The organism is Perlucidibaca sp. (assembly GCF_057084925.1).
The window spans coordinates 39,445-56,353 of the sequence record NZ_JBXMRC010000023.1 but is presented as its reverse complement, the minus strand read 5'-3'; the positions used below and the strand labels follow the sequence as shown (position 1 = coordinate 56,353).

General features: G+C 60.1%; 20 protein-coding genes. 7 read left to right on the top strand and 13 right to left on the bottom strand.

Translation table 11 applies throughout. From position 1 onward, the window contains the following. Positions 1 to 31 precede the first annotated feature (31 nt). Positions 32 to 1,072: a phosphoribosylformylglycinamidine cyclo-ligase gene (gene purM / locus AC14IB_RS06865; RefSeq protein WP_484231184.1), complete on the bottom strand. Its 1,041-nt coding sequence runs from the start codon at positions 1,070 to 1,072 to the stop codon at positions 32 to 34. A gap of 129 nt (positions 1,073 to 1,201) precedes the next feature. Here purM and AC14IB_RS06860 point away from each other — a divergent pair, with 129 nt between their 5' ends. From AC14IB_RS06860 to AC14IB_RS06845, 4 genes are all read left to right on the top strand, one after another. Continuing rightward, complete coding sequence (locus tag AC14IB_RS06860; protein ID WP_484231183.1) at positions 1,202 to 2,275, top strand: AI-2E family transporter; 1,074 nt, start codon at positions 1,202 to 1,204, stop codon at positions 2,273 to 2,275. Then, a complete protein-coding gene (hda, locus tag AC14IB_RS06855; protein WP_484231182.1) occupies positions 2,268 to 2,981 on the top strand; it encodes a DnaA regulatory inactivator Hda in 714 nt (237 codons plus the stop codon). The genes AC14IB_RS06860 and hda overlap by 8 nt, the downstream gene beginning before the upstream one ends. A gap of 89 nt (positions 2,982 to 3,070) precedes the next feature. Further along, on the top strand, positions 3,071 to 3,499 hold the full coding sequence (locus AC14IB_RS06850; RefSeq protein ID WP_484231181.1) for an HI0074 family nucleotidyltransferase substrate-binding subunit: 429 nt from the start codon (positions 3,071 to 3,073) through the stop codon (positions 3,497 to 3,499). Continuing rightward, entirely contained in the window at positions 3,496 to 3,813 is a 318-nt protein-coding gene (locus AC14IB_RS06845; RefSeq protein ID WP_484231180.1) for a nucleotidyltransferase family protein, read from the top strand. Before AC14IB_RS06850 ends, AC14IB_RS06845 begins: the two co-directional genes overlap by 4 nt. On the opposite strand, the gene AC14IB_RS06840 is transcribed toward AC14IB_RS06845, so the two are convergent. Beyond that, the gene (locus AC14IB_RS06840; protein ID WP_484231179.1) at positions 3,810 to 4,190 is read right to left on the bottom strand and encodes a DUF2069 domain-containing protein; all 381 of its coding nucleotides are present in this window, start codon (positions 4,188 to 4,190) and stop codon (positions 3,810 to 3,812) included. The two genes, AC14IB_RS06845 and AC14IB_RS06840, sit on opposite strands and share 4 nt — an antisense overlap. A gap of 40 nt (positions 4,191 to 4,230) precedes the next feature. Next, the gene (wrbA, locus tag AC14IB_RS06835; RefSeq protein ID WP_484231178.1) at positions 4,231 to 4,830 is read right to left on the bottom strand and encodes an NAD(P)H:quinone oxidoreductase; all 600 of its coding nucleotides are present in this window, start codon (positions 4,828 to 4,830) and stop codon (positions 4,231 to 4,233) included. A gap of 62 nt (positions 4,831 to 4,892) precedes the next feature. Between wrbA and AC14IB_RS06830 the strand changes: the two genes are divergently transcribed. The 3 genes from AC14IB_RS06830 (at position 4,893) to AC14IB_RS06820 (ending at position 8,654) form a co-directional block, all read left to right on the top strand. Then, entirely contained in the window at positions 4,893 to 6,185 is a 1,293-nt protein-coding gene (locus AC14IB_RS06830; RefSeq protein ID WP_484231177.1) for a YihY family inner membrane protein, read from the top strand. Beyond that, entirely contained in the window at positions 6,160 to 7,074 is a 915-nt protein-coding gene (locus AC14IB_RS06825; protein WP_484231176.1) for an alpha/beta fold hydrolase, read from the top strand. The genes AC14IB_RS06830 and AC14IB_RS06825 overlap by 26 nt, the downstream gene beginning before the upstream one ends. Before the next feature lie 65 nt (positions 7,075 to 7,139). After that, a complete protein-coding gene (locus AC14IB_RS06820; protein WP_484231175.1) occupies positions 7,140 to 8,654 on the top strand; it encodes a fumarate hydratase in 1,515 nt (504 codons plus the stop codon). Between the two features lie 53 nt (positions 8,655 to 8,707). Here the strand turns inward: AC14IB_RS06820 and AC14IB_RS06815 are convergent, their stop codons facing one another. Genes AC14IB_RS06815 through AC14IB_RS06770 form a run of 10 tightly spaced genes read right to left on the bottom strand, consistent with a single transcriptional unit; the run spans position 8,708 to position 16,907 of the window. Next, entirely contained in the window at positions 8,708 to 9,403 is a 696-nt protein-coding gene (locus AC14IB_RS06815) for a hypothetical protein (protein WP_484231174.1), read from the bottom strand. Further along, entirely contained in the window at positions 9,403 to 10,161 is a 759-nt protein-coding gene (locus tag AC14IB_RS06810) for an FTR1 family protein (RefSeq protein WP_484231173.1), read from the bottom strand. The genes AC14IB_RS06815 and AC14IB_RS06810 overlap by 1 nt, the downstream gene beginning before the upstream one ends. 1 nt (position 10,162) lies before the next feature. Further along, entirely contained in the window at positions 10,163 to 10,498 is a 336-nt protein-coding gene (locus AC14IB_RS06805; RefSeq protein WP_484231172.1) for a cupredoxin domain-containing protein, read from the bottom strand. A gap of 1 nt (position 10,499) precedes the next feature. After that, on the bottom strand, positions 10,500 to 11,861 hold the full coding sequence (locus AC14IB_RS06800; RefSeq protein ID WP_484231171.1) for a sensor histidine kinase: 1,362 nt from the start codon (positions 11,859 to 11,861) through the stop codon (positions 10,500 to 10,502). Then, complete coding sequence (locus AC14IB_RS06795) at positions 11,810 to 12,472, bottom strand: response regulator (protein ID WP_484231170.1); 663 nt, start codon at positions 12,470 to 12,472, stop codon at positions 11,810 to 11,812. The genes AC14IB_RS06800 and AC14IB_RS06795 overlap by 52 nt, the downstream gene beginning before the upstream one ends. A gap of 53 nt (positions 12,473 to 12,525) precedes the next feature. Then, a complete protein-coding gene (locus AC14IB_RS06790; RefSeq protein WP_484231169.1) occupies positions 12,526 to 13,167 on the bottom strand; it encodes a hypothetical protein in 642 nt (213 codons plus the stop codon). Continuing rightward, positions 13,164 to 13,964, bottom strand: coding sequence for an SDR family oxidoreductase (locus AC14IB_RS06785; RefSeq protein ID WP_484231168.1), 801 nt, complete (start codon positions 13,962 to 13,964; stop codon positions 13,164 to 13,166). The genes AC14IB_RS06790 and AC14IB_RS06785 overlap by 4 nt, the downstream gene beginning before the upstream one ends. Next, positions 13,961 to 14,647 (bottom strand): iron-containing redox enzyme family protein, encoded by a 687-nt coding sequence (locus tag AC14IB_RS06780; protein ID WP_484231167.1) that lies wholly within the window; start codon positions 14,645 to 14,647, stop codon positions 13,961 to 13,963. Before AC14IB_RS06780 ends, AC14IB_RS06785 begins: the two co-directional genes overlap by 4 nt. Then, positions 14,644 to 16,161 (bottom strand): AMP-binding protein, encoded by a 1,518-nt coding sequence (locus tag AC14IB_RS06775; RefSeq protein WP_484231166.1) that lies wholly within the window; start codon positions 16,159 to 16,161, stop codon positions 14,644 to 14,646. Before AC14IB_RS06775 ends, AC14IB_RS06780 begins: the two co-directional genes overlap by 4 nt. Then, positions 16,158 to 16,907 carry a thermostable hemolysin gene (locus AC14IB_RS06770; RefSeq protein WP_484231165.1) on the bottom strand — a complete coding sequence of 250 codons (750 nt, stop codon included), beginning with the start codon at positions 16,905 to 16,907 and terminating at the stop codon, positions 16,158 to 16,160. Before AC14IB_RS06770 ends, AC14IB_RS06775 begins: the two co-directional genes overlap by 4 nt. Positions 16,908 to 16,909 lie beyond the last annotated feature (2 nt).

The window sequence follows — 16,909 nt, the reverse complement described above, 5'->3', positions numbered from 1 at the left end:
CGCAGGCTCCTGTACAGCGATGTTGCAATGCTTAGGCAAACACCACGGTCGGTTCGCTGTGCGTGGACGGCACGATCTTGCCGAGCAGCCAGGCGTCATCACCGGTGGATTTGAGCTGGGCAATGGTAGCCTCGGCCTGATCCGCCGGCACCACAACCACCATGCCGACGCCACAGTTGAAGGTGCGGTACATCTCGAAGCGCTCGACATTGCCTTGAGCCTGCAGCCACTGGAATAGTGGTGGCCAGTTCCACGACGATTCATCGATGACGGCATCGCAGCCTTCCGGCAGCACGCGCGGCAGGTTGCCGGGAAGGCCGCCGCCGGTGATGTGCGCCAGCGCGTGCACCGGCAGGGCCTTGATCAGCGCCAGCATCGACTTCACGTAGATGCGGGTCGGCGTCATTACCACATCGGCGAGCGTGCGGCCGGCGAGGTCTTGGTTAAGGTCGGCACCGGAGACTTCAATGATCTTGCGGATCAGCGAATAGCCGTTGGAGTGCGCGCCGCTGGCGGCGACGCCGATGAGCACATCACCGGCCTTCACTTTCGAGCCGTCGATGATTTCCGATTTTTCCACCACGCCCACGGCGAAGCCGGCGAGGTCGTAATCGTCACCTTCGTACATGCCCGGCATTTCAGCAGTTTCGCCGCCGACCAGCGCGCAGCCAGCCTGCAGACAGCCTTCGCCGATGCCGGTGACGACTGTCGCAGCGGTATCGACATTGAGATGGCCGGTGGCGTAATAGTCGAGGAAAAACAGCGATTCGGCGCCACAAACCACGATGTCGTTCACGCACATAGCGACCAAATCAATACCGATATGCTCGTGACGGTTCAGTTGCAACGCCAGGCGCAGCTTGGTGCCGACGCCATCGGTGCCGGACACCAGCACGGGCTGCTTGTAGCCGGCCGGGATCTCGCAGAGCGCGCCGAAACCGCCGAGGCCGCCCATAACTTCCGGGCGTTTGGTCTTCTTCGCGACACCCTTAATGCGTTCGACCAGATGATCTCCGGCGTCGATGTCTACACCGGCATCTTTGTAACTGAGCGAAGGCTTGGCGTCTGTCATGGCTAAAAACTCGGCGGGTTGCGGCAAATGAGGCGCGCATTCTAGCAGGACAGTGCTTGCCCGTCATGGCTCCGGCTACGCACAATAGCGACTCCTTGATATTCCATCGCATGAGCGCAGGATGTGTGCATGAAAGATCGTAATCGCTGGCTGATCGTAGTGGCTCTCGCGACGCTTGCTGGCCTGCTCTATGCCTTGCAACCTATCTTGTTACCCTTTGTGGTTGGCGCACTGTTCGCCTATCTCGGGAATCCTTTGGTGCATCGTCTCATGCGTGCCGGCTTTAGCCGCGTCATGGCGGTTAGCGCTACCTTTGCCACCTTGTCTTTAGCAGGTGCCGCGACTTTGGTACTGGTCCTACCGCGCTTGTGGGAGCAATTAGTTTACCTAGAGTCCCGTATTCCATCGGTCTTGCGCTGGATGAATCGGGAAGGCATTCCGTGGCTGGAGAATAAGCTGCGCGTGAACATTGATCGTATTGATATGGATTTGATTAGTGAGTGGCTCACCGCCTTTTGGCGCGGGGCGGATGCCACCACCACCGACATGCTCACCCAAATTGCACAGTCCGGGCTGCATGTGGTCGCCACGCTAGGGCTTATCGCGCTGATCCCCGTGGTGACTTTTTACTTATTGCTCGATTGGGATGAGCTGTTACTGAAGCTGCGTTCGCTATTACCGCGCAAATTGGAGCCGCAGTTGGTGGCCTTGGCAGAAGAGTGCGACAGTGTCTTGGCGGCGTTTTTACGTGGACAGCTTTTGGTCATGATGGCCCTGGGCCTGATTTATGGCATAGGCCTGCAAATGGTGGGCATTAAGTTAGCGATGGTTATCGGCCTAGTGGCTGGTCTGGCCAGTATTATTCCGTATTTCGGTTTTACGCTAGGGATTGTCATTGCCAGCTTGGTGGCGCTATTTCAATTTGGTTTGTTTATTAAGCCGTTGTTATTGGTGTGGGCGGTGTTTGGTATTGGTCAGCTCATTGAAAGCTGGATCTTGCAGCCATGGTTAGTGGGTGACCGTATTGGCCTGCCCCCGGTCGGTGTGATTTTCGCCATCATGGCGGGTGGCCAGCTCTTTGGCTTCTTTGGCATGTTGTTGGCGTTGCCTGTGGCAGCCATCCTCGTGGTGTTGTTGCGCCATGCTCAGCGTCGCTATTTAAATAGTCATTGGTATCACGGCGGAGAGCCTCCGCTTGTCTAATTTGGGCGAGGTATTCATGCCCGAGGAGCAGCTGCTGCTGCCCCTGCAGTCTCGTCAGGATGTGGCGTTAGCTGATTTGCCCGCGCAGGCCTTTGCGCCAGTGCTGTCTGCGCTTGAGCAGCTGATGTCGGGCGTGTTAACGCAGCTGCATGTTTACGGCGAACCCGGCTCCGGTCGTTCGCTGCTGCTGTCGGCGGTCGCGGCGGAAGCGGCGCAACGACTCGGCCAGTGTATTTTGCTGCCTTTGCGCCAAGTCGTGTTTCTGCCTGCGGATATGTTGCAGGGTTTGGAAAGCTGCCCGCTGGTGGTGCTCGATGATATCGAGGCCGTGGCCGGTTGGCCGGAGTGGGAAGAGGGATTGTTTAATCTCTATAACCGCCTGCAAGAGCAGGGTGGGCGTTTGCTGGTCAGTGCAGCCATGATTCCGGCCGATCTGCCGCTGCAATTGCCTGATTTGCGATCACGATTGGCGCGTGCCAGCGTGCATGTGTTGCCAACACCGGACGACGCCATTCGGCAGGAGTTGTTGCAGACCATCGCGCTGCGTCGTGACTGGCAGTTGGAACCGGAGCTGGTGCGCTATTTGATTGAGCGAGGACCGCGTGGTTTGGGGCGATTCACGGTCATGCTCGATAAGCTCGAGCAGCGTGCCCTACGCGAAAAGCGAGCGATCACAGTGCCGTTGGCGCGAGCTGTGCTGGACTAAAGCAGCTCGCTATGCGCGCTTTCAACAGTGGACGCTGAGCACTGAAGCGAAATAAGCTGCGCCCTAGTTTCAACGGATCAGGAAGTGCCATGAGTCTGGATTTCAGTTCCTTTGCCAATGCCATCACTCAGCTCGAAAAGAGCCTATCCTATGCACATTCACCTTTAGCACAAGGCAACCCCGGGCTGGCAGAGCAACTGCGCAACTCCGTGATTCAGTGTTTTGAGTTCACTTATGAACTGAGCCACAAGATGCTCAAGCGTTACCTCGAAAGCACGGCAGCCAATCCTGATTCAATCGACTTGGCCAGCTTTCAAAGCCTGATTCGGTTGGGTAATGAAAAGCAGTTGCTACGCTCGGATTGGTCGCGTTGGAAAGCGTATCGTCAAGCCCGAACCGATAGCAGCCATACCTACGATCAGCAGAAGGCAGAGGCCGTTTTTGCGATCGCACCTGATTTTCTCGATGAAGCGCGGTTTTTGTATCGCCAGCTCACTGAACGAAACGAATTGCCATGAGTCTGGTGCCAAAGGGTCTGGCCCTGTCATCTGACGCATGGGCAGAGGTGCGAGCCATTTTGCAGCGCTGTGCCCCTGAGTGGGAGGTGTGGGCGTTTGGCTCGCGCACCACGGGCAAGGCCAAGCCTTACTCCGACCTTGATCTGGCATTGATCACGCAAGTGCCGCTAACGCTGTCGCAAATGGCGACCTTGCAGGAGGCGTTTGATACGTCGGACCTAACCTTCCGCGTTGATCTGGTGGATTGGGCGGCAACCAGCGAATCCTTCCGCCAGATTATTGTCGCCAACAAAGTGGTCGTGAAGTCTGCTTAGAGCGCGCCGCCCTGAGTGGCGCGCTTAGCTTTAACGAAGCGAATCGTCAGCACAAATACCCCCGTAATAAGCACGCACTCAATCATGGCCAGCTGGCCTTTTAAGCCCGGGGCAAACGCCGACAGCACGGCAAAAACGAAATACAGCATCAGTACATAGCCCAACCAAGCGGCACTACTGGCATTACCCCGACGTAGGCCTGGCAAAAACCAAAGCAGGCCGATCGCCTGCACCAGCCAGACCACCAGTGAGGCCAACAGTGACAGCTCGGTAAAGGCGACTTCAACGGCCATCCACACTAAAAGCGCGATTAAGCTCCACATGGTGTAGCGCTGTAATTGAGCGGCTTGAACCTGTAGTAACTCGGCATCATTCATGGGTTTTGTCTCTGCAAATCAATATTGGGTTGAGTTCGGCTTAGGCCGTTGGGCGCATTTTTGCCCAGCGTGCCACACGGCGTCCGAGGGCCTGGCAGAGCGCGGCTTCGTCGGGCGAGATGGGTTGCTGGCCATCACCACCAGCCCAGTGCGACGCCCCATAGGGTGTGCCGCCGGTACGTGTGTTGAGCAAAGCCGGCTCGGCATAGGGTAAACCCACCAGCACCATGCCGTGATGCAACAAAGGCAGCATCATGCTTAATAAGGTGGATTCTTGACCGCCATGCAGCGAGCCAGTGGACGTAAAGGCGGCGGCAGGTTTGTCGATGAGTGCACCGTTAAGCCACAGCGGCGTGGTGCTATCAAGAAAGTATTTCAGCGGTGCGGCCATGTTGCCGAAACGTGTGGGGCTGCCCAATAAGAGGCCGCTGCAATTGGCGAGGTCATCGAGCGTGGCATAAATATCGCCGGTGTCGGGAATCTCGGGAGCCGTCTGTTCACAGTCGGCAGATATCGCCGGCACGGTACGCAGGCGGGCGCTCATGCCGGTGCTTTCAATGCCACGCGCAATGAGCCGAGCCATCTCGCGGGTGGCGCCTTGACGGCTGTAATACAACACCAAAATGTAAGGATCTGACATGCTTGCCTCGACAGCCACGGGTCTGGCGGGAATACTAGCGCGAAGCCACTGAGGATTGCTGCATGAAGCGTTCGGCACGACAACAATTCAGCACGATTGGGCATTTGCTGCGCACCGCCGGCCAGCATTTCCTGCGCGACAACTGTCGCGGGCATGCCGCTGCGTTGACGTTCACCACCTTATTTGCCGTGGTGCCGATGATGACGGTGGTCTTTACGGCACTGGCAGCGGTGCCCTCGCTGAAGCCCGTCAGTGCTGAAATTCAGCAGTTTATCTTTTCGAATCTGGTGCCTAGCACCGGTGAAGCTGTGCAGCAGCATCTCGGCGAGTTCGCCCAACAAGCCAGTCAGCTCACGCTTGTGGGTATTGGCATGTTGTTTCTCACGGCCATCATGATGCTGGTCACCATCGAGCGCGCCTTTAATGAAATCTGGCAGGTGCGTGCGCCCAAGCAGGGCTTAATCAGCTTTTTGCGCTACTGGGCCGTGCTTAGCTTAGGGCCGTTCCTGCTCGGCGCCGGCTTCGTGCTGTCGTCGTATTTGATGTCGCTGCGTGTGCTCAGCGATACGGTTGATATGGTCGGCACCGTGCTGCCCGGGTTGGGTCTCATTCCGCTGTTGTTTACGGCGCTTGGTTTCACGCTGCTCTATACCGCTGTTCCGAATTGCCGCGTGCCTTGGCGCGCGGGCTTGATCAGTGGTTTTGTGGCGGCCTGCTTATTCGAGTTAGCCAAACGTGGCTTCGGTATCTTTGTTACGAGTTTCAGTTCGTATGAGTTGGTTTACGGCGCGTTCGCTGCCTTCCCCGTGTTCCTGCTGTGGATTTATCTGTCATGGCTAATTATTTTGTTTGGTGTGGAGCTCAGCCGAAGTTTGGTCCTACATGATGTGGAAGCGCGTCCATCGCAGCATCCGGTGCTGGCATTGATGACGCTGTTGCAATGCTTACAAGCTCGCCATCACGAGGGCATGGGACTTAGCGAAACCGAGAGCATGCGGATTTTGCAGCGCAGCACGCAATGGGGCTGGTCACAATGGCAGGAGTGGTTGCTCAAGCAACGGTATGTGGTGCGCACGGCCGATGGCGATTTTCGTTTAGCGCGGGATTTGAGTCAGGTTGATATTGCACAGCTCTTGCCGAGTTTGCCGTGGTCCTTGCCAGCCCCAGACACACTCCAGCCCGATGAAACGCTAGACCGTTCGCAGCCCTGGCGAGTAGCCCTGCGGAATTGGTTGGCTCCGCTGCACGCGGCGAGTGAACGTTCGCAATCACTTAGCGCACTACTGCAAGGTGAGACCTTGCCACATAGCGAAATAATGGAGGCCGGTCATGGCACTAACCCTCGTCACGCCTAGCGCAGAGACACGAAAAACCCTGTATCTACGGCGCGATCAACTGACGCTAACGGCGTGGCTGGAAGGCCCGGAACACGCGCCCTTGGTCATGTTGGTGCATGGTTTTCCAGACACCCCGCACGGTTGGGATGGCGTGACGCAGGGCTTGCTCGCGGCAGGTTATCGGGTGTTAAGACCGTGGCTTAGAGGCTATACGCCCAGTTCCGTGCACCCCGATGCCGATTACGATGCCTATGCCGCCAGTCTGGATTTATTGGCGTGGCAGCGTGAAATGGGTGGACTCCCCATCCATCTGGTCGGGCACGACTGGGGCGCTATCGCGGCAATGGCGGCGGTGGCGAATCAGCCGGCTGCGTGGCGATCCTTGAGTATTTTGGCTATTCCCCCGTTTCAGCGCGTTGAACGTGCCTGGCGCCTACTGCCCGCGCAACTCCGAAACTCCGCCTATATGCTAGAAATGCAGTCGCTAAATGCCGTGCAAGGTGTGCGTGCCAATGACTGTGCGCGTTTGCGCGAGCTCTGGCAGATTTGGTCGCCGGGCTGGGCGTTTACACCAGAACAGTTCGCGCCCGTGCAGCAGGCGTTTCTGGAAGCTGATGTGGCTTGGGCAGCAACGCGGTATTACCGAGCGCTGTTTACCCCGTGGCGAGGCAATACCCGCACGCTCTACGCATTAGCCAGACGTGCGCTGAACGTGCCGACACTGGCGTTGACCGGCGCTTTGGACGGCTGTATGCAGGCAGACTTATTTAATGTGCTGGTGGACCCAACCATGTTTCCGGCGGGCATTACTTGTCAGCGACTCAATGATTGTGGGCATTTTTTGCAAGCTGAACAGCCACAGGCTGTGGTGGCAGCATTGCTTCCTCATTTAGCCGCACGCGGCTAGCTGCGGTTATACTCGCGTCCACATTTTTCGCTAACCCATTCGATCGTTCCGATGGAGCTTCACCCATGACCGTCATCAAGAAAGACGACCTCATCCAGAGCGTCGCTGATGCCCTGCAATACATCTCCTACTACCACCCGGTAGACTTCATCCAGGCCATCCACGCCGCCTACGAGCGTGAAGAAAACCAGGCCGCCAAGGACGCGATGGCGCAGATCCTGATCAACTCGCGCATGTGCGCCGAGGGTCATCGCCCGATCTGCCAGGACACCGGCATCGTCACCATCTTCGTCAAGGTCGGCATGGGCGTGCGCTGGGATCTCGGCGACCTGTCGCTGGACGACGCCATCAACGAAGGTGTCCGCCGTGCCTACCTGCACCCGGACAACGTGCTGCGCGCGTCCATCCTGCGTGACCCGGCCGGCAAGCGCACCAACACCAAAGACAACACCCCGGCCGTGATCCACTATTCGATCGTGCCCGGCGACAAGGTCGACATCACCGTCGCAGCCAAGGGCGGCGGCTCCGAGAACAAGTCGAAGATGGCCATGCTCAATCCCTCAGACAGCATCGTCGACTGGGTACTGAAGACCGTGCCGACCATGGGCGCCGGCTGGTGTCCGCCGGGCATGCTCGGCATCGGCATCGGCGGTACGGCCGAGAAGGCTGCCCTGCTCGCCAAGGAGTCGCTGATGGACCCGGTCGACATCCAGGAGCTGATTGCCCGTGGCCCGTCCAACCGCATCGAAGAACTGCGCATCGAGCTCTACGAGAAGGTCAACGCGCTCGGTATCGGCGCCCAGGGTCTGGGCGGTCTGACCACGGTCATCGATATCAAGATACTCGACTACCCGACCCATGCTGCCTCGCTGCCGGTCGCCATGATCCCGAATTGCGCCGCCACCCGCCACGTGCATTTCGAACTGGACGGCTCCGGCCCGGCCGAGCTAGAAGTGCCGAAGCTGGAAGACTGGCCGCAGCTGACCTTCGACGCCTCCAAGTCGCGCCGCGTGAATCTCGACGGCATCACGCCGGAAGAGATCGCGTCGTGGCAGCCGGGCGAGACCCTGCTGCTATCTGGCACCATGTACACGGGCCGCGACGCTGCCCACAAGCGCATGGTCGAGATGTTCGCCAAGGGCGAAGAGCTGCCGGTCGATCTCAAGGGCAAGTTCATCTACTACGTCGGCCCGGTTGATCCGGTGCGTGACGAAGTTGTCGGCCCGGCTGGCCCGACCACGGCCACTCGCATGGACAAGTTCACCGAGACGGTGCTGGCCAAGACCGGCCTGTACGGCATGATCGGCAAGTCCGAGCGCGGCCCGGCCGGCATTGCTGCGATCAAGAACCACAAGGCCGTGTACCTGATGGCGGTGGGCGGCGCTGCCTACCTGGTGTCGAAGGCGATCCGCAAGTCGCGCGTGGTTGCGTTTGAAGACCTGGGCATGGAAGCGATCTATGAGTTCGTGGTCGAAGACATGCCGGTGAGCGTGGCGGTGGATGTGACCGGTAACTCCGTGCACGAAACTGCGCCGAAGATCTGGCAGGCCAAGATCGGGAAGATTCCGGTTAATAACTGAGTTTCCGTGCTGTGGCAAGAGCCCGCTAATTATGCGGGCTTTTTTAGTCCTGCTCAGAACTCCCATTCGAGCAGGGTACGCAGCGTGGCATCTGGGGTCTCTGGGCTGAAGCCGACGAGTGCTGCAACTTCCCAGGCCAGACCTCGGTTGCCGGGCAATTTGATCCGACCGCTCAGCATGGGACCAATGGCCCGGGTCATCTCGCCCAAGTGAATCTCGATACCCGGCTCCATCCTAGGCTGCCAGCGGTAGCGCAATTGGCTGCGCATTTCAGTCTCGAACTCATTGCGGATGGTTGAACCTGACTCATGCACCAGGGCCAGGTTGACGGTACCTGTCCAGCGCGGTGCCTGATGACTGGCGATCACCGTCACTGCTTTTTCCCAGATCCGTTCCCGCGGTTCGTATTCGCTTTCCAGCATCAGGCCCCAGTCCAGCGCGTATTCACCGGTTTCCGTGAGTTGCCAGCGTACTTCGGCTTCATAGCTCTGCACGTGTGCGTGTTGCTCTGTGTCATTGAATAGCGTGACATAGCCTTCCACCGCAACCCGTTCCGCTATGGTTTGGCCGTAGCCCAGAGTCAATGTATCGACAGATCCGACCGGTAGACGCGTGCGCACTTCAAGCTCGCGCTCCAGCGCGGTCACGGTCGGTTCGTAGACCCGATCAATCGCCAGCCCATCGGCTACGGCGGGCAGAGACAGTGTCATTAGCGCCATCACCCCGACGAGGCGGTATCGCATCATCATCAAGCTGCTCTCCTGCGGGATATTGGTAATAGCAGAAGCAGTGCACAGCCAGCCAGCCAGACGATTAGCTGCAGGGGCGTTGGTGTTGCTTCATAGCTGAACAGGGCGTAAAGCAGCTGCCCCACGACCTGCTGTTCGGCAATCAGCCCGTTCGTGCTCCAGAGCGGCGTCTGCGCCGGCAGCCAGTCGGCTTGTTGCAGCATTTGCACGGCCTGCGAGAGCATGCCGGCACCGAACAGCGCAAGCCAGAGGCGTGTACCCAGCTGGCTGGCCGAATGCGATAGCTGCACCAATACATAGTAGCAAACCACCCCCAGGCTCAGACCAATACCGACGCCCATGGCGCCGCCCAGTAACGTGGTTCGTAACAGGTCGGCATCGCCCGTGAAGGCGGAGTAATAAAGCAGCAGTTCGGCGCCTTCGCGTGTGGTAGTGAGTGCAAATACTGTCGCCATGATGAGCACAACGGCGTGGCGTTGCTGAATGTTGCGTTGCCATTGACACAGGCAGGCCAGCCCGACGAAGACGAGCGCCGATAAGGCACTGTTCAGCAGCTCTTGGCCAATACCATCCTGCCAGGCGGCAACCTGCTCAAAGTAGCTGGCCAACAGCCAGGCCATGAGCAGGCCACACCCTAAGCTGATAGGTACCCAACGCCGGGTTAGGCCGATTTGTCGGCCCAGCACAAAGAGTAGTCCGAGAATGACCGAGGCCTCCAGGACCTCGCGCAACACCACCACCAGAGAGACTAGGAGCATGTCAGCGCGCCTCTGCCACGATGTGGCCGATGGCGCTACGCGGGTTGAATTCACCGAAGAATTCGTAGCGACCCGGCGCCAGCGGCCCGATGAAAATGATCGTTTCCTGTAGGCCCATGATGACCTTTTCCCGGTTCAGCGAGTAACTCTCGAATTCTTCCGGGGTTGGGTCACGATTGATGACGCGCAGCCGCACTTTGGTCCCGGCGGGCACGGTCAGTGTGTCGGGCACAAAGAGATGCTGGCGTATTTCCAGGGTGAACTCCGGGACTGCTGCATGAGCCAGCATGGGCAGCGCAGCGAACAGGATCAGCGCAAAGACGGTAGGCAGACGCATGTCAGGATTCCGTTGGACTGAGGGGTAGCCAGACACGAACGCGCAGTCCGTGCAGGCTGGGAGATTCATCAAGACTCAAACGTCCGCCATGACGATCAACGACGTGGCGGACGATGGCCAGCCCCAGACCGCAGCCGGGGATGTCGCCGCTGCCGTGATGCAGGCGCTGAAATCGTTCCATGGCCGCCGCGCGATGGTCCTGAGGGATGCCCGGTCCGCTGTCTTCGACCACGAGTGCCGTTTCATGCCCTGCTGATGCCAGCGTGACTCGGATCTCGCCACCCCGTGGGGCATATTTGCTGGCATTGCTGATCAAATTGTCGAGCAGCGCAGTGAGGGCGAATCGGTTGCCGGATACTGATTCGGATGTTGCCTCCAGGGTAATTGTTTGTTCGCGGGCATCCATGTCAGCGTAGCGCTGGGCAATGGCATCCCGGGCTAGTACGGCAAGATTCAGGGGTTCATGTCGGGCCAGGTACTGATCGGGCGTGGTGCGATAGAGCATCAGCATCTGCTCGATCAGGTGTTCCAGGTCGGCCACGGCGCGCAGGGCCGGCTGCCAGCGCGCAGCATCATGGCCTGCTTGCTGTTGCAGATTGTGCAGGTGGATTTTCAGCGTGCTGACCGGTGTACGCAGTTCATGCGCGGCATCCGAGGCAAAGTGGCGTTCCCGCTCGAAGGCAAGGCGCAGGCGCTCCTGCCAGGCATTAATCGCAGCCAGCACGGGCTGCAATTCCTCGGGCAGCACCGGCAGCACGATTGGTGCCAGCGTGGCGTCATCACGAGCCTGCAGGCGCGAGGAGAGCAACAGCAGCGGAGACAGCCCGCGCGTGACCACTGCCCAGATCAGCAGGGCCGCCAGCGGAATCGCGAGTAGCAGCGGCCAAAGCATTTCGCTGATCAGGGCATCAGTAACGCGGTCTCGCAGTCTTAACGGTTCGGCGACCAGCACCCAATGCTCGGCATCGACGCGCGTGGCCAGTGCGCGCCAGCGTTGACCTGCAAAATTGATCTCGTCGAAGCCTTGGCTGAGTGCCATGAAGGGCAGGTTTGGCGTGCCCGACGATTGGCCGAGTACCTGACCATGACGGGAGACGATCTGATAGGCGAGGCCGTTCTGACTGGCGACTGGCTGGCCTGGCAGGGTCAGATCATTCTGCGGTGCGAGCACCAGCGCGTAGTCGATGAGGTGCTGATCCAGCAGCAGCTGCAGGCTGCGCGAACCGCTATGGTAGGCCTGCACGGCGGCCACGAAGCTGGTCAGCGCAAAGGTGGCTGCCAGCAGGTAGATCAGGAAGCGGCGTATCGAGGTCACGGTTGCGCTGGCATCATGTAGCCGACGCCGCGAACGGTTCGTATCCATTCGCTACCGAGTTTTTTGCGCAGATTATGGATGTGCACTTCCAACGCATTGCTGGCGACTTCCTCGCCCCAGCTGTAGAGACTGGACTCCAGGCTGTCGCGGGTCTGCACCCGACCCGCGTTTTCCATCAGGGATTTCAGCAGCATGTATTCACGGCGCGATAGCTCCACCGGAGTGCCGGCGATGCTGACATCGTGGCTGCGGGTCGACAGCAACAAATCGCCGTGGCTCAGCGTAGCCTGAGTGTGAGTGCCGAGCCGGCGCTCGAGCACCCGCAGACGTGCCAGCAGTTCTGCCATCTCAAAGGGTTTTGCGAGGTAATCGTCTGCGCCGCTGTCGAGGCCGTTCACTTTGTCCTCAATCGTATCCCGCGCGGTCAGGAGCAGCACCGGCAGGCGGATGCCGTCATCGCGCAAGGACTTCAAGACCTGCAGGCCGTCTTGGTCGGGTAGGCCCAGATCGAGCACCAGCAGATCCGGTGGGTCGCTGTGCAGGGCGGCCAAAGCGCTGCTGGCTGTCGCCACATGATTAACGGCGAAGCCCTCGCGCATCAAGGCTTCGCGCAGGCCATCAGCCAGTGACAGATTGTCTTCGACCAGCAGCAGTCGCATGAGGCTTGGCTCGGTGAGGTTTGCCGGCACTCTAGGACGCATAACCAGCGAGGTCAATGTCCATCCAAGGCTTTAAGTGCTGTGCTGATCTCGCTCTGTCGTCCTTGGTCTGCCAGTTCGCGACCGGGTCGCGGTGCTGCTTTGCGCGCGCGCAGCAAATAGACACGTGCTTTGGCTGTGTCACCCTGGTCACGCAAAAACTCACCATAGAAATAATTCGGATCGATGCCGTTCGGGTTGATCTGCAGCGCTTTCAGCAACAGCGCTTCAGCCTTGCGTTCATCACCGAAGCCGACTGGCCACCCGGGTACCTTGGCATAAAGCGTGCCCAAGCTCGTGTAGGCAGAGCCGTCGAGGGCTTGAGGATTCAGTGCCATGGCCTGTTCAAGTGACTTTTTGGCCGCCTTGGCCAGACGCAGCGCACCGAGCCCGCCTTTGGCCCCAGCCAGACTGGACTTGACGATGCCGTTCCAGATCAGCAATTCGGCAGCGTCGGGGTGTTGCCGCACCTGGGCATCACTGCTGGTCATCAAGTTCTCCAGCGCGGTGATTTTGCGCTCGCCCGTATTTTGGTAAGTGGCCACCGCCCAACCTGATTGCACGCTGGTCAAGTCTTCCGGGACGCCGGCATGGGCCAGGCTGCTGATAAATACACTGGCGATCAGGGTGATGCGGGCGCGATTAAGGGTATTCATGGAGCGATCTCCTGTTGTAAGGCAAAACGTTTGATGAGGGTCAGTTGTTGGCGAAGAGCGCGGTCAACCACGGCCGGCAAGACTTGATTGAGCCAGGCGAAGAAGCGCTCCGGCCAGCCCAGGTGGCGGCGTCGGCTACCGTCGCGAAGCATACGGATGACCGCTGCAGCGACTTGCTCCGGACTATCGCTGTGGGTGCCGAGCGCGTCATTGAGGGCATTCACTGCCGGTGCGTTTAGCGATGTGCGGGTTGCTCGCGGGGCCAGGTAACTGACACGAATGCCGGTGTCGGCCAGTTCGCGACCCAGGGCTTCACTGAAGCCGCGCAGTCCAAACTTGCTTGCGCAGTAAGCACTGAAGCCCGGATGGCCGATGCTGCCGAACGTAGAACCAATATTGAGGATTACTGCCTCGCCTGATGCAGCCAGCCGCGGCATGAGTTGATGACTGAGCAGCACCGGCACCTCCAGATTCAGTAGCAGCTGACGGCTGATGGCAGCCTCTGACAGCGCTGAAAACCAGCCAAATTGTTGGCTGCCAGCATTGTTGATGAGCACATCAAGGCCTTTCCCTTCGCTGACCACGTCCACCAGCCGGGCACGCTCTGTAGCCTTGGTAAGATCCGCGGCACAGACCACGTGATTGCCGGGTAGACCGGCAGCAACGGCTGCAAGAGCCTCTGCATCGCGAGCTGTCAGCAGCAGGGATGCCCCCTCAGCCGCCAGCTGCTTGGCGATGGCCTGACCGATGCCACCGGTGGCGCCGGTCAGCAGGATACGTTTGCCAGCGAGATTCATGCCGCCACCTCCACTGAGGTGCTGCCGTTAAGAGCCAGCGCCGGCAGGCTGCGGAAAATGTCGCCGTACAGGCGAAAGAACACGCCGGCAGCGTGCAAGATGACATCCTGCTCGACGGGATCCGTGATGCGATCCATCAGGCCCGTAAAAAACTTCACGTGCTCGACATCCAGTCCGCCGTGCGAGCGCAGGTAGGTGAATGCCTTGCGCGGCAGGCCGGTGGCCTCGGCGATGGCGTCGGCGGCGCGGTCGGCGATGGCGATACTGGTGCCTTCAAGCACATGCACCATGCCGAAGAAGCCCAGCGGATTACCGCGCTGGATGGTGTCGTAGGCATAGGCGACCATGAGCTCGGTAGCCAGCGCCGGGCGACCGTGGCGCACGAGTTCTTTGTCGATACCGCAGGCAGCGAGGTCATTCAGAATCCACTCCTGATGCCCGACCTCTTCGCTGATGTATTCGGCTACGGCTTCGCGCAGCCACTCCTTGTCTTCCGGCAGTCGGGAACCGGCGGCCATCAGCAGTGGTACCGTGTGCTTGACGTGGTGGTAGGCCTCGGTCAGGAAGGCGATGTATTCCGCCTGAGTGATCTCGCCACGCAGGGCGCGCTGAATGATGGCGGCCGATTGCAGTGTGGTTGCTGCGGACTGTGTGTGTTGCACCAGGGTATTGTGAAAGCTCATGAGCAGGTTTCCTCTAAAGGGGCATACAAGGTGTCGATCAGGGTGTGCAGCCGTTGCGCGATGCGATCGCGACGGGGACGGCCGTTAGCGGTGGTGAACTCGGGGTCGGCCTGCAACGGTGCTGGCAGGCGATGCCAGCGCAGCACGCGGGCGTAATCGGGCAGTTCGGCATTAACCTGGCTCAGCCACTGGTTGATGGCGAGGTCATCCAGTGCCGGCGCGAACAACAGCGCACTGCAGAACGGGCGAGCATCGCCCAGCACCAGGCATTCGCGGATGCCCGGATGCGCCTGCACCTGGCTTTCCACCCATTCCGGGCTGATGTTGCGACCGTAGCTGTTGATCAGCAGGTGCTTGCGCCGTCCCGCCAAGTGCAGGAAACCGTTTTCATCCCGCTGTGCCAGATCGCCGGTCTCGACGTGTGCGAGAAGCCAGCTGTCGGGCTGGCCGGCGTAGCCGAGAAAGGCATTGCCAGTGACCGTCAGATCGCCTTCAGGGCCGATGCTGACCTGCAGATGTGGCAACACCTGGCCGGCACTGCCGGGTAAATCCTGCGAGGGCGTGTTAAGGCTTACCACGGAGCTGCATTCAGACAGACCGTAGCCTTCGAAGGCCGGAATGCCCAAGGCACGGGCACGAGCCACCGCTTCCGGGGCGACGCGGCTGCCGCCGACCGCGACAAAGCGCAGGGAGTCAGGCACTGTCCAGCCCTGCCCGGCGGCGAGTACCAGCAGGTCCAGGAGCTGAGGAACCAGAATCAGACTGGCCGGACGGGCCATGCTGATCTGAGCCACAAAAGCCTGTGGATCCAGCGTTCGACTACCGCCATGGCCCAGGGATCGCAGGCTGGGCAGCAGCACCTCACCACCGCAGAGCAGGGGCACATAGACGCCGGCAACATTCTCCAGCAGGGTGGCCAGCGGCAGCACACAGAGGTGGCGCGGGGCCGGATCGGCGATGACGCTGGCCAGCGATTCCGCAACAACGATCTGGTTGTTCTGGCTCAGACAGACCCCTTTGGGATGGCCGGTGCTGCCCGAGGTGAAGGTAATCTTGGCCGTATCCGGCGGTAACGTGGACAGCGCTCCGCGGGTCGCTGCGGCAACGGCATCGTCGTTACTCAGCAGGGGCATTAGTAAGAGATCCGCCCAGCCCGGTACGTTCACGATGCCGGTCGGTGTGCGGCTGTCATGGTCGCTCGTTGCTGCTTGCAAGACGGCGAAGGCGCCTGCTGTGGCGAGTGCATGTTTGCGTTGATCGGCGCTGAAGTAACCCGGCAGTGGCAGCAGCGGTCGCTCCGCGAGCTGACAACCCAGGTCGATGACGACCCAGCCCGCGCCATTATCCAAGTCAAGGGCGAGGACACCCGGCGGCAGCGTGCGTAACCAGTCGGCCAGTGCCATCACGCGTTGCCACAGATCGGCATAGTTCAAAGACAGACTGGCTGAAGTCAGTGCAGGTGCCTGTGGCTGACGCACTGCATAGTCGGCAATTGCCGTGAGCAGGCGGTTCACTGACGCTGCTCCGACCGCTGCCGACGCTGTGTCAACGGTGTTACCAGGCTGGCGCCGACATCTGCAAACAGCCGCAAGCCGGTGAGCTCGCGGGAGTCTTCCGGTTCGCAGGCGAATGCGCTGTCCATATCGCCGACCAGCACTTGCGGGCAGGTTTGGTAGTAGCGGCCCCATTCGGCCGCTTCATGACCGAGGCGGGCGGGATCGGCAGGGGCCAGATGGCGCGTGGCGAGGTTGAGCTTAGTCATCATCGCCGCGACCTGTGGGGTAGCGCTGAACACCAGCCAGCGGTAGCCGGCGGCACGCATCAGGCTGCCCAGCGTGAAAAATAGCATCAGGCTCGCGCCATGGTGATCGGCAGCCAGATTGCCGATCTCGATGATGCCGTCACGCGGCACCGGCTGGCGTAATGCGGCAGCCAGCGATTGCTCGACGGGCTGATCCAAGTACTGCTCCAGAAAGAGCGGACCCTCGGCGGCCGGGCGCAGGCCAAGCGCGCCCACTACGGTATGGTGATGGCGCAGGGCCAGCAGGACCGGCATGAAGTGGCCGACCTGGGCCTCATAGGCACGGGCGAAACGATCGTGGATGTAGTGCTCGACCTGTTCGCGATCCGGTGTGCCTTCATCGTGCCAACTGAGCGTGTGCTGATCACGCTGGCGTGCCAGCAGGCGTACGCCACGATCCGCGCGGATCGGTGCAATCTCGGGGGCTGTTATGGGGTAGACACGAGGTAACGGCAGCATAC

What these genes read in the sequence shown, in the direction of transcription:
- purM (WP_484231184.1), bottom strand. Translation starts at nt 1,072, where the DNA reads ATGACAGACGCCAAGCCTTCGCTCAGTTACAAAGATGCCGGTGTAGAC.
- AC14IB_RS06860 (WP_484231183.1), top strand. Translation starts at nt 1,202, where the DNA reads ATGAAAGATCGTAATCGCTGGCTGATCGTAGTGGCTCTCGCGACGCTT.
- AC14IB_RS06850 (WP_484231181.1), top strand. Translation starts at nt 3,071, where the DNA reads ATGAGTCTGGATTTCAGTTCCTTTGCCAATGCCATCACTCAGCTCGAA.
- AC14IB_RS06845 (WP_484231180.1), top strand. Translation starts at nt 3,496, where the DNA reads ATGAGTCTGGTGCCAAAGGGTCTGGCCCTGTCATCTGACGCATGGGCA.
- AC14IB_RS06840 (WP_484231179.1), bottom strand. Translation starts at nt 4,190, where the DNA reads ATGAATGATGCCGAGTTACTACAGGTTCAAGCCGCTCAATTACAGCGC.
- wrbA (WP_484231178.1), bottom strand. Translation starts at nt 4,830, where the DNA reads ATGTCAGATCCTTACATTTTGGTGTTGTATTACAGCCGTCAAGGCGCC.
- AC14IB_RS06830 (WP_484231177.1), top strand. Translation starts at nt 4,893, where the DNA reads ATGAAGCGTTCGGCACGACAACAATTCAGCACGATTGGGCATTTGCTG.
- AC14IB_RS06825 (WP_484231176.1), top strand. Translation starts at nt 6,160, where the DNA reads ATGGCACTAACCCTCGTCACGCCTAGCGCAGAGACACGAAAAACCCTG.
- AC14IB_RS06820 (WP_484231175.1), top strand. Translation starts at nt 7,140, where the DNA reads ATGACCGTCATCAAGAAAGACGACCTCATCCAGAGCGTCGCTGATGCC.
- AC14IB_RS06815 (WP_484231174.1), bottom strand. Translation starts at nt 9,403, where the DNA reads ATGATGATGCGATACCGCCTCGTCGGGGTGATGGCGCTAATGACACTG.
- AC14IB_RS06810 (WP_484231173.1), bottom strand. Translation starts at nt 10,161, where the DNA reads ATGCTCCTAGTCTCTCTGGTGGTGGTGTTGCGCGAGGTCCTGGAGGCC.
- AC14IB_RS06805 (WP_484231172.1), bottom strand. Translation starts at nt 10,498, where the DNA reads ATGCGTCTGCCTACCGTCTTTGCGCTGATCCTGTTCGCTGCGCTGCCC.
- AC14IB_RS06800 (WP_484231171.1), bottom strand. Translation starts at nt 11,861, where the DNA reads ATGGATACGAACCGTTCGCGGCGTCGGCTACATGATGCCAGCGCAACC.
- AC14IB_RS06795 (WP_484231170.1), bottom strand. Translation starts at nt 12,472, where the DNA reads ATGCGACTGCTGCTGGTCGAAGACAATCTGTCACTGGCTGATGGCCTG.
- AC14IB_RS06790 (WP_484231169.1), bottom strand. Translation starts at nt 13,167, where the DNA reads ATGAATACCCTTAATCGCGCCCGCATCACCCTGATCGCCAGTGTATTT.
- AC14IB_RS06785 (WP_484231168.1), bottom strand. Translation starts at nt 13,964, where the DNA reads ATGAATCTCGCTGGCAAACGTATCCTGCTGACCGGCGCCACCGGTGGC.
- AC14IB_RS06780 (WP_484231167.1), bottom strand. Translation starts at nt 14,647, where the DNA reads ATGAGCTTTCACAATACCCTGGTGCAACACACACAGTCCGCAGCAACC.
- AC14IB_RS06770 (WP_484231165.1), bottom strand. Translation starts at nt 16,907, where the DNA reads ATGCTGCCGTTACCTCGTGTCTACCCCATAACAGCCCCCGAGATTGCA.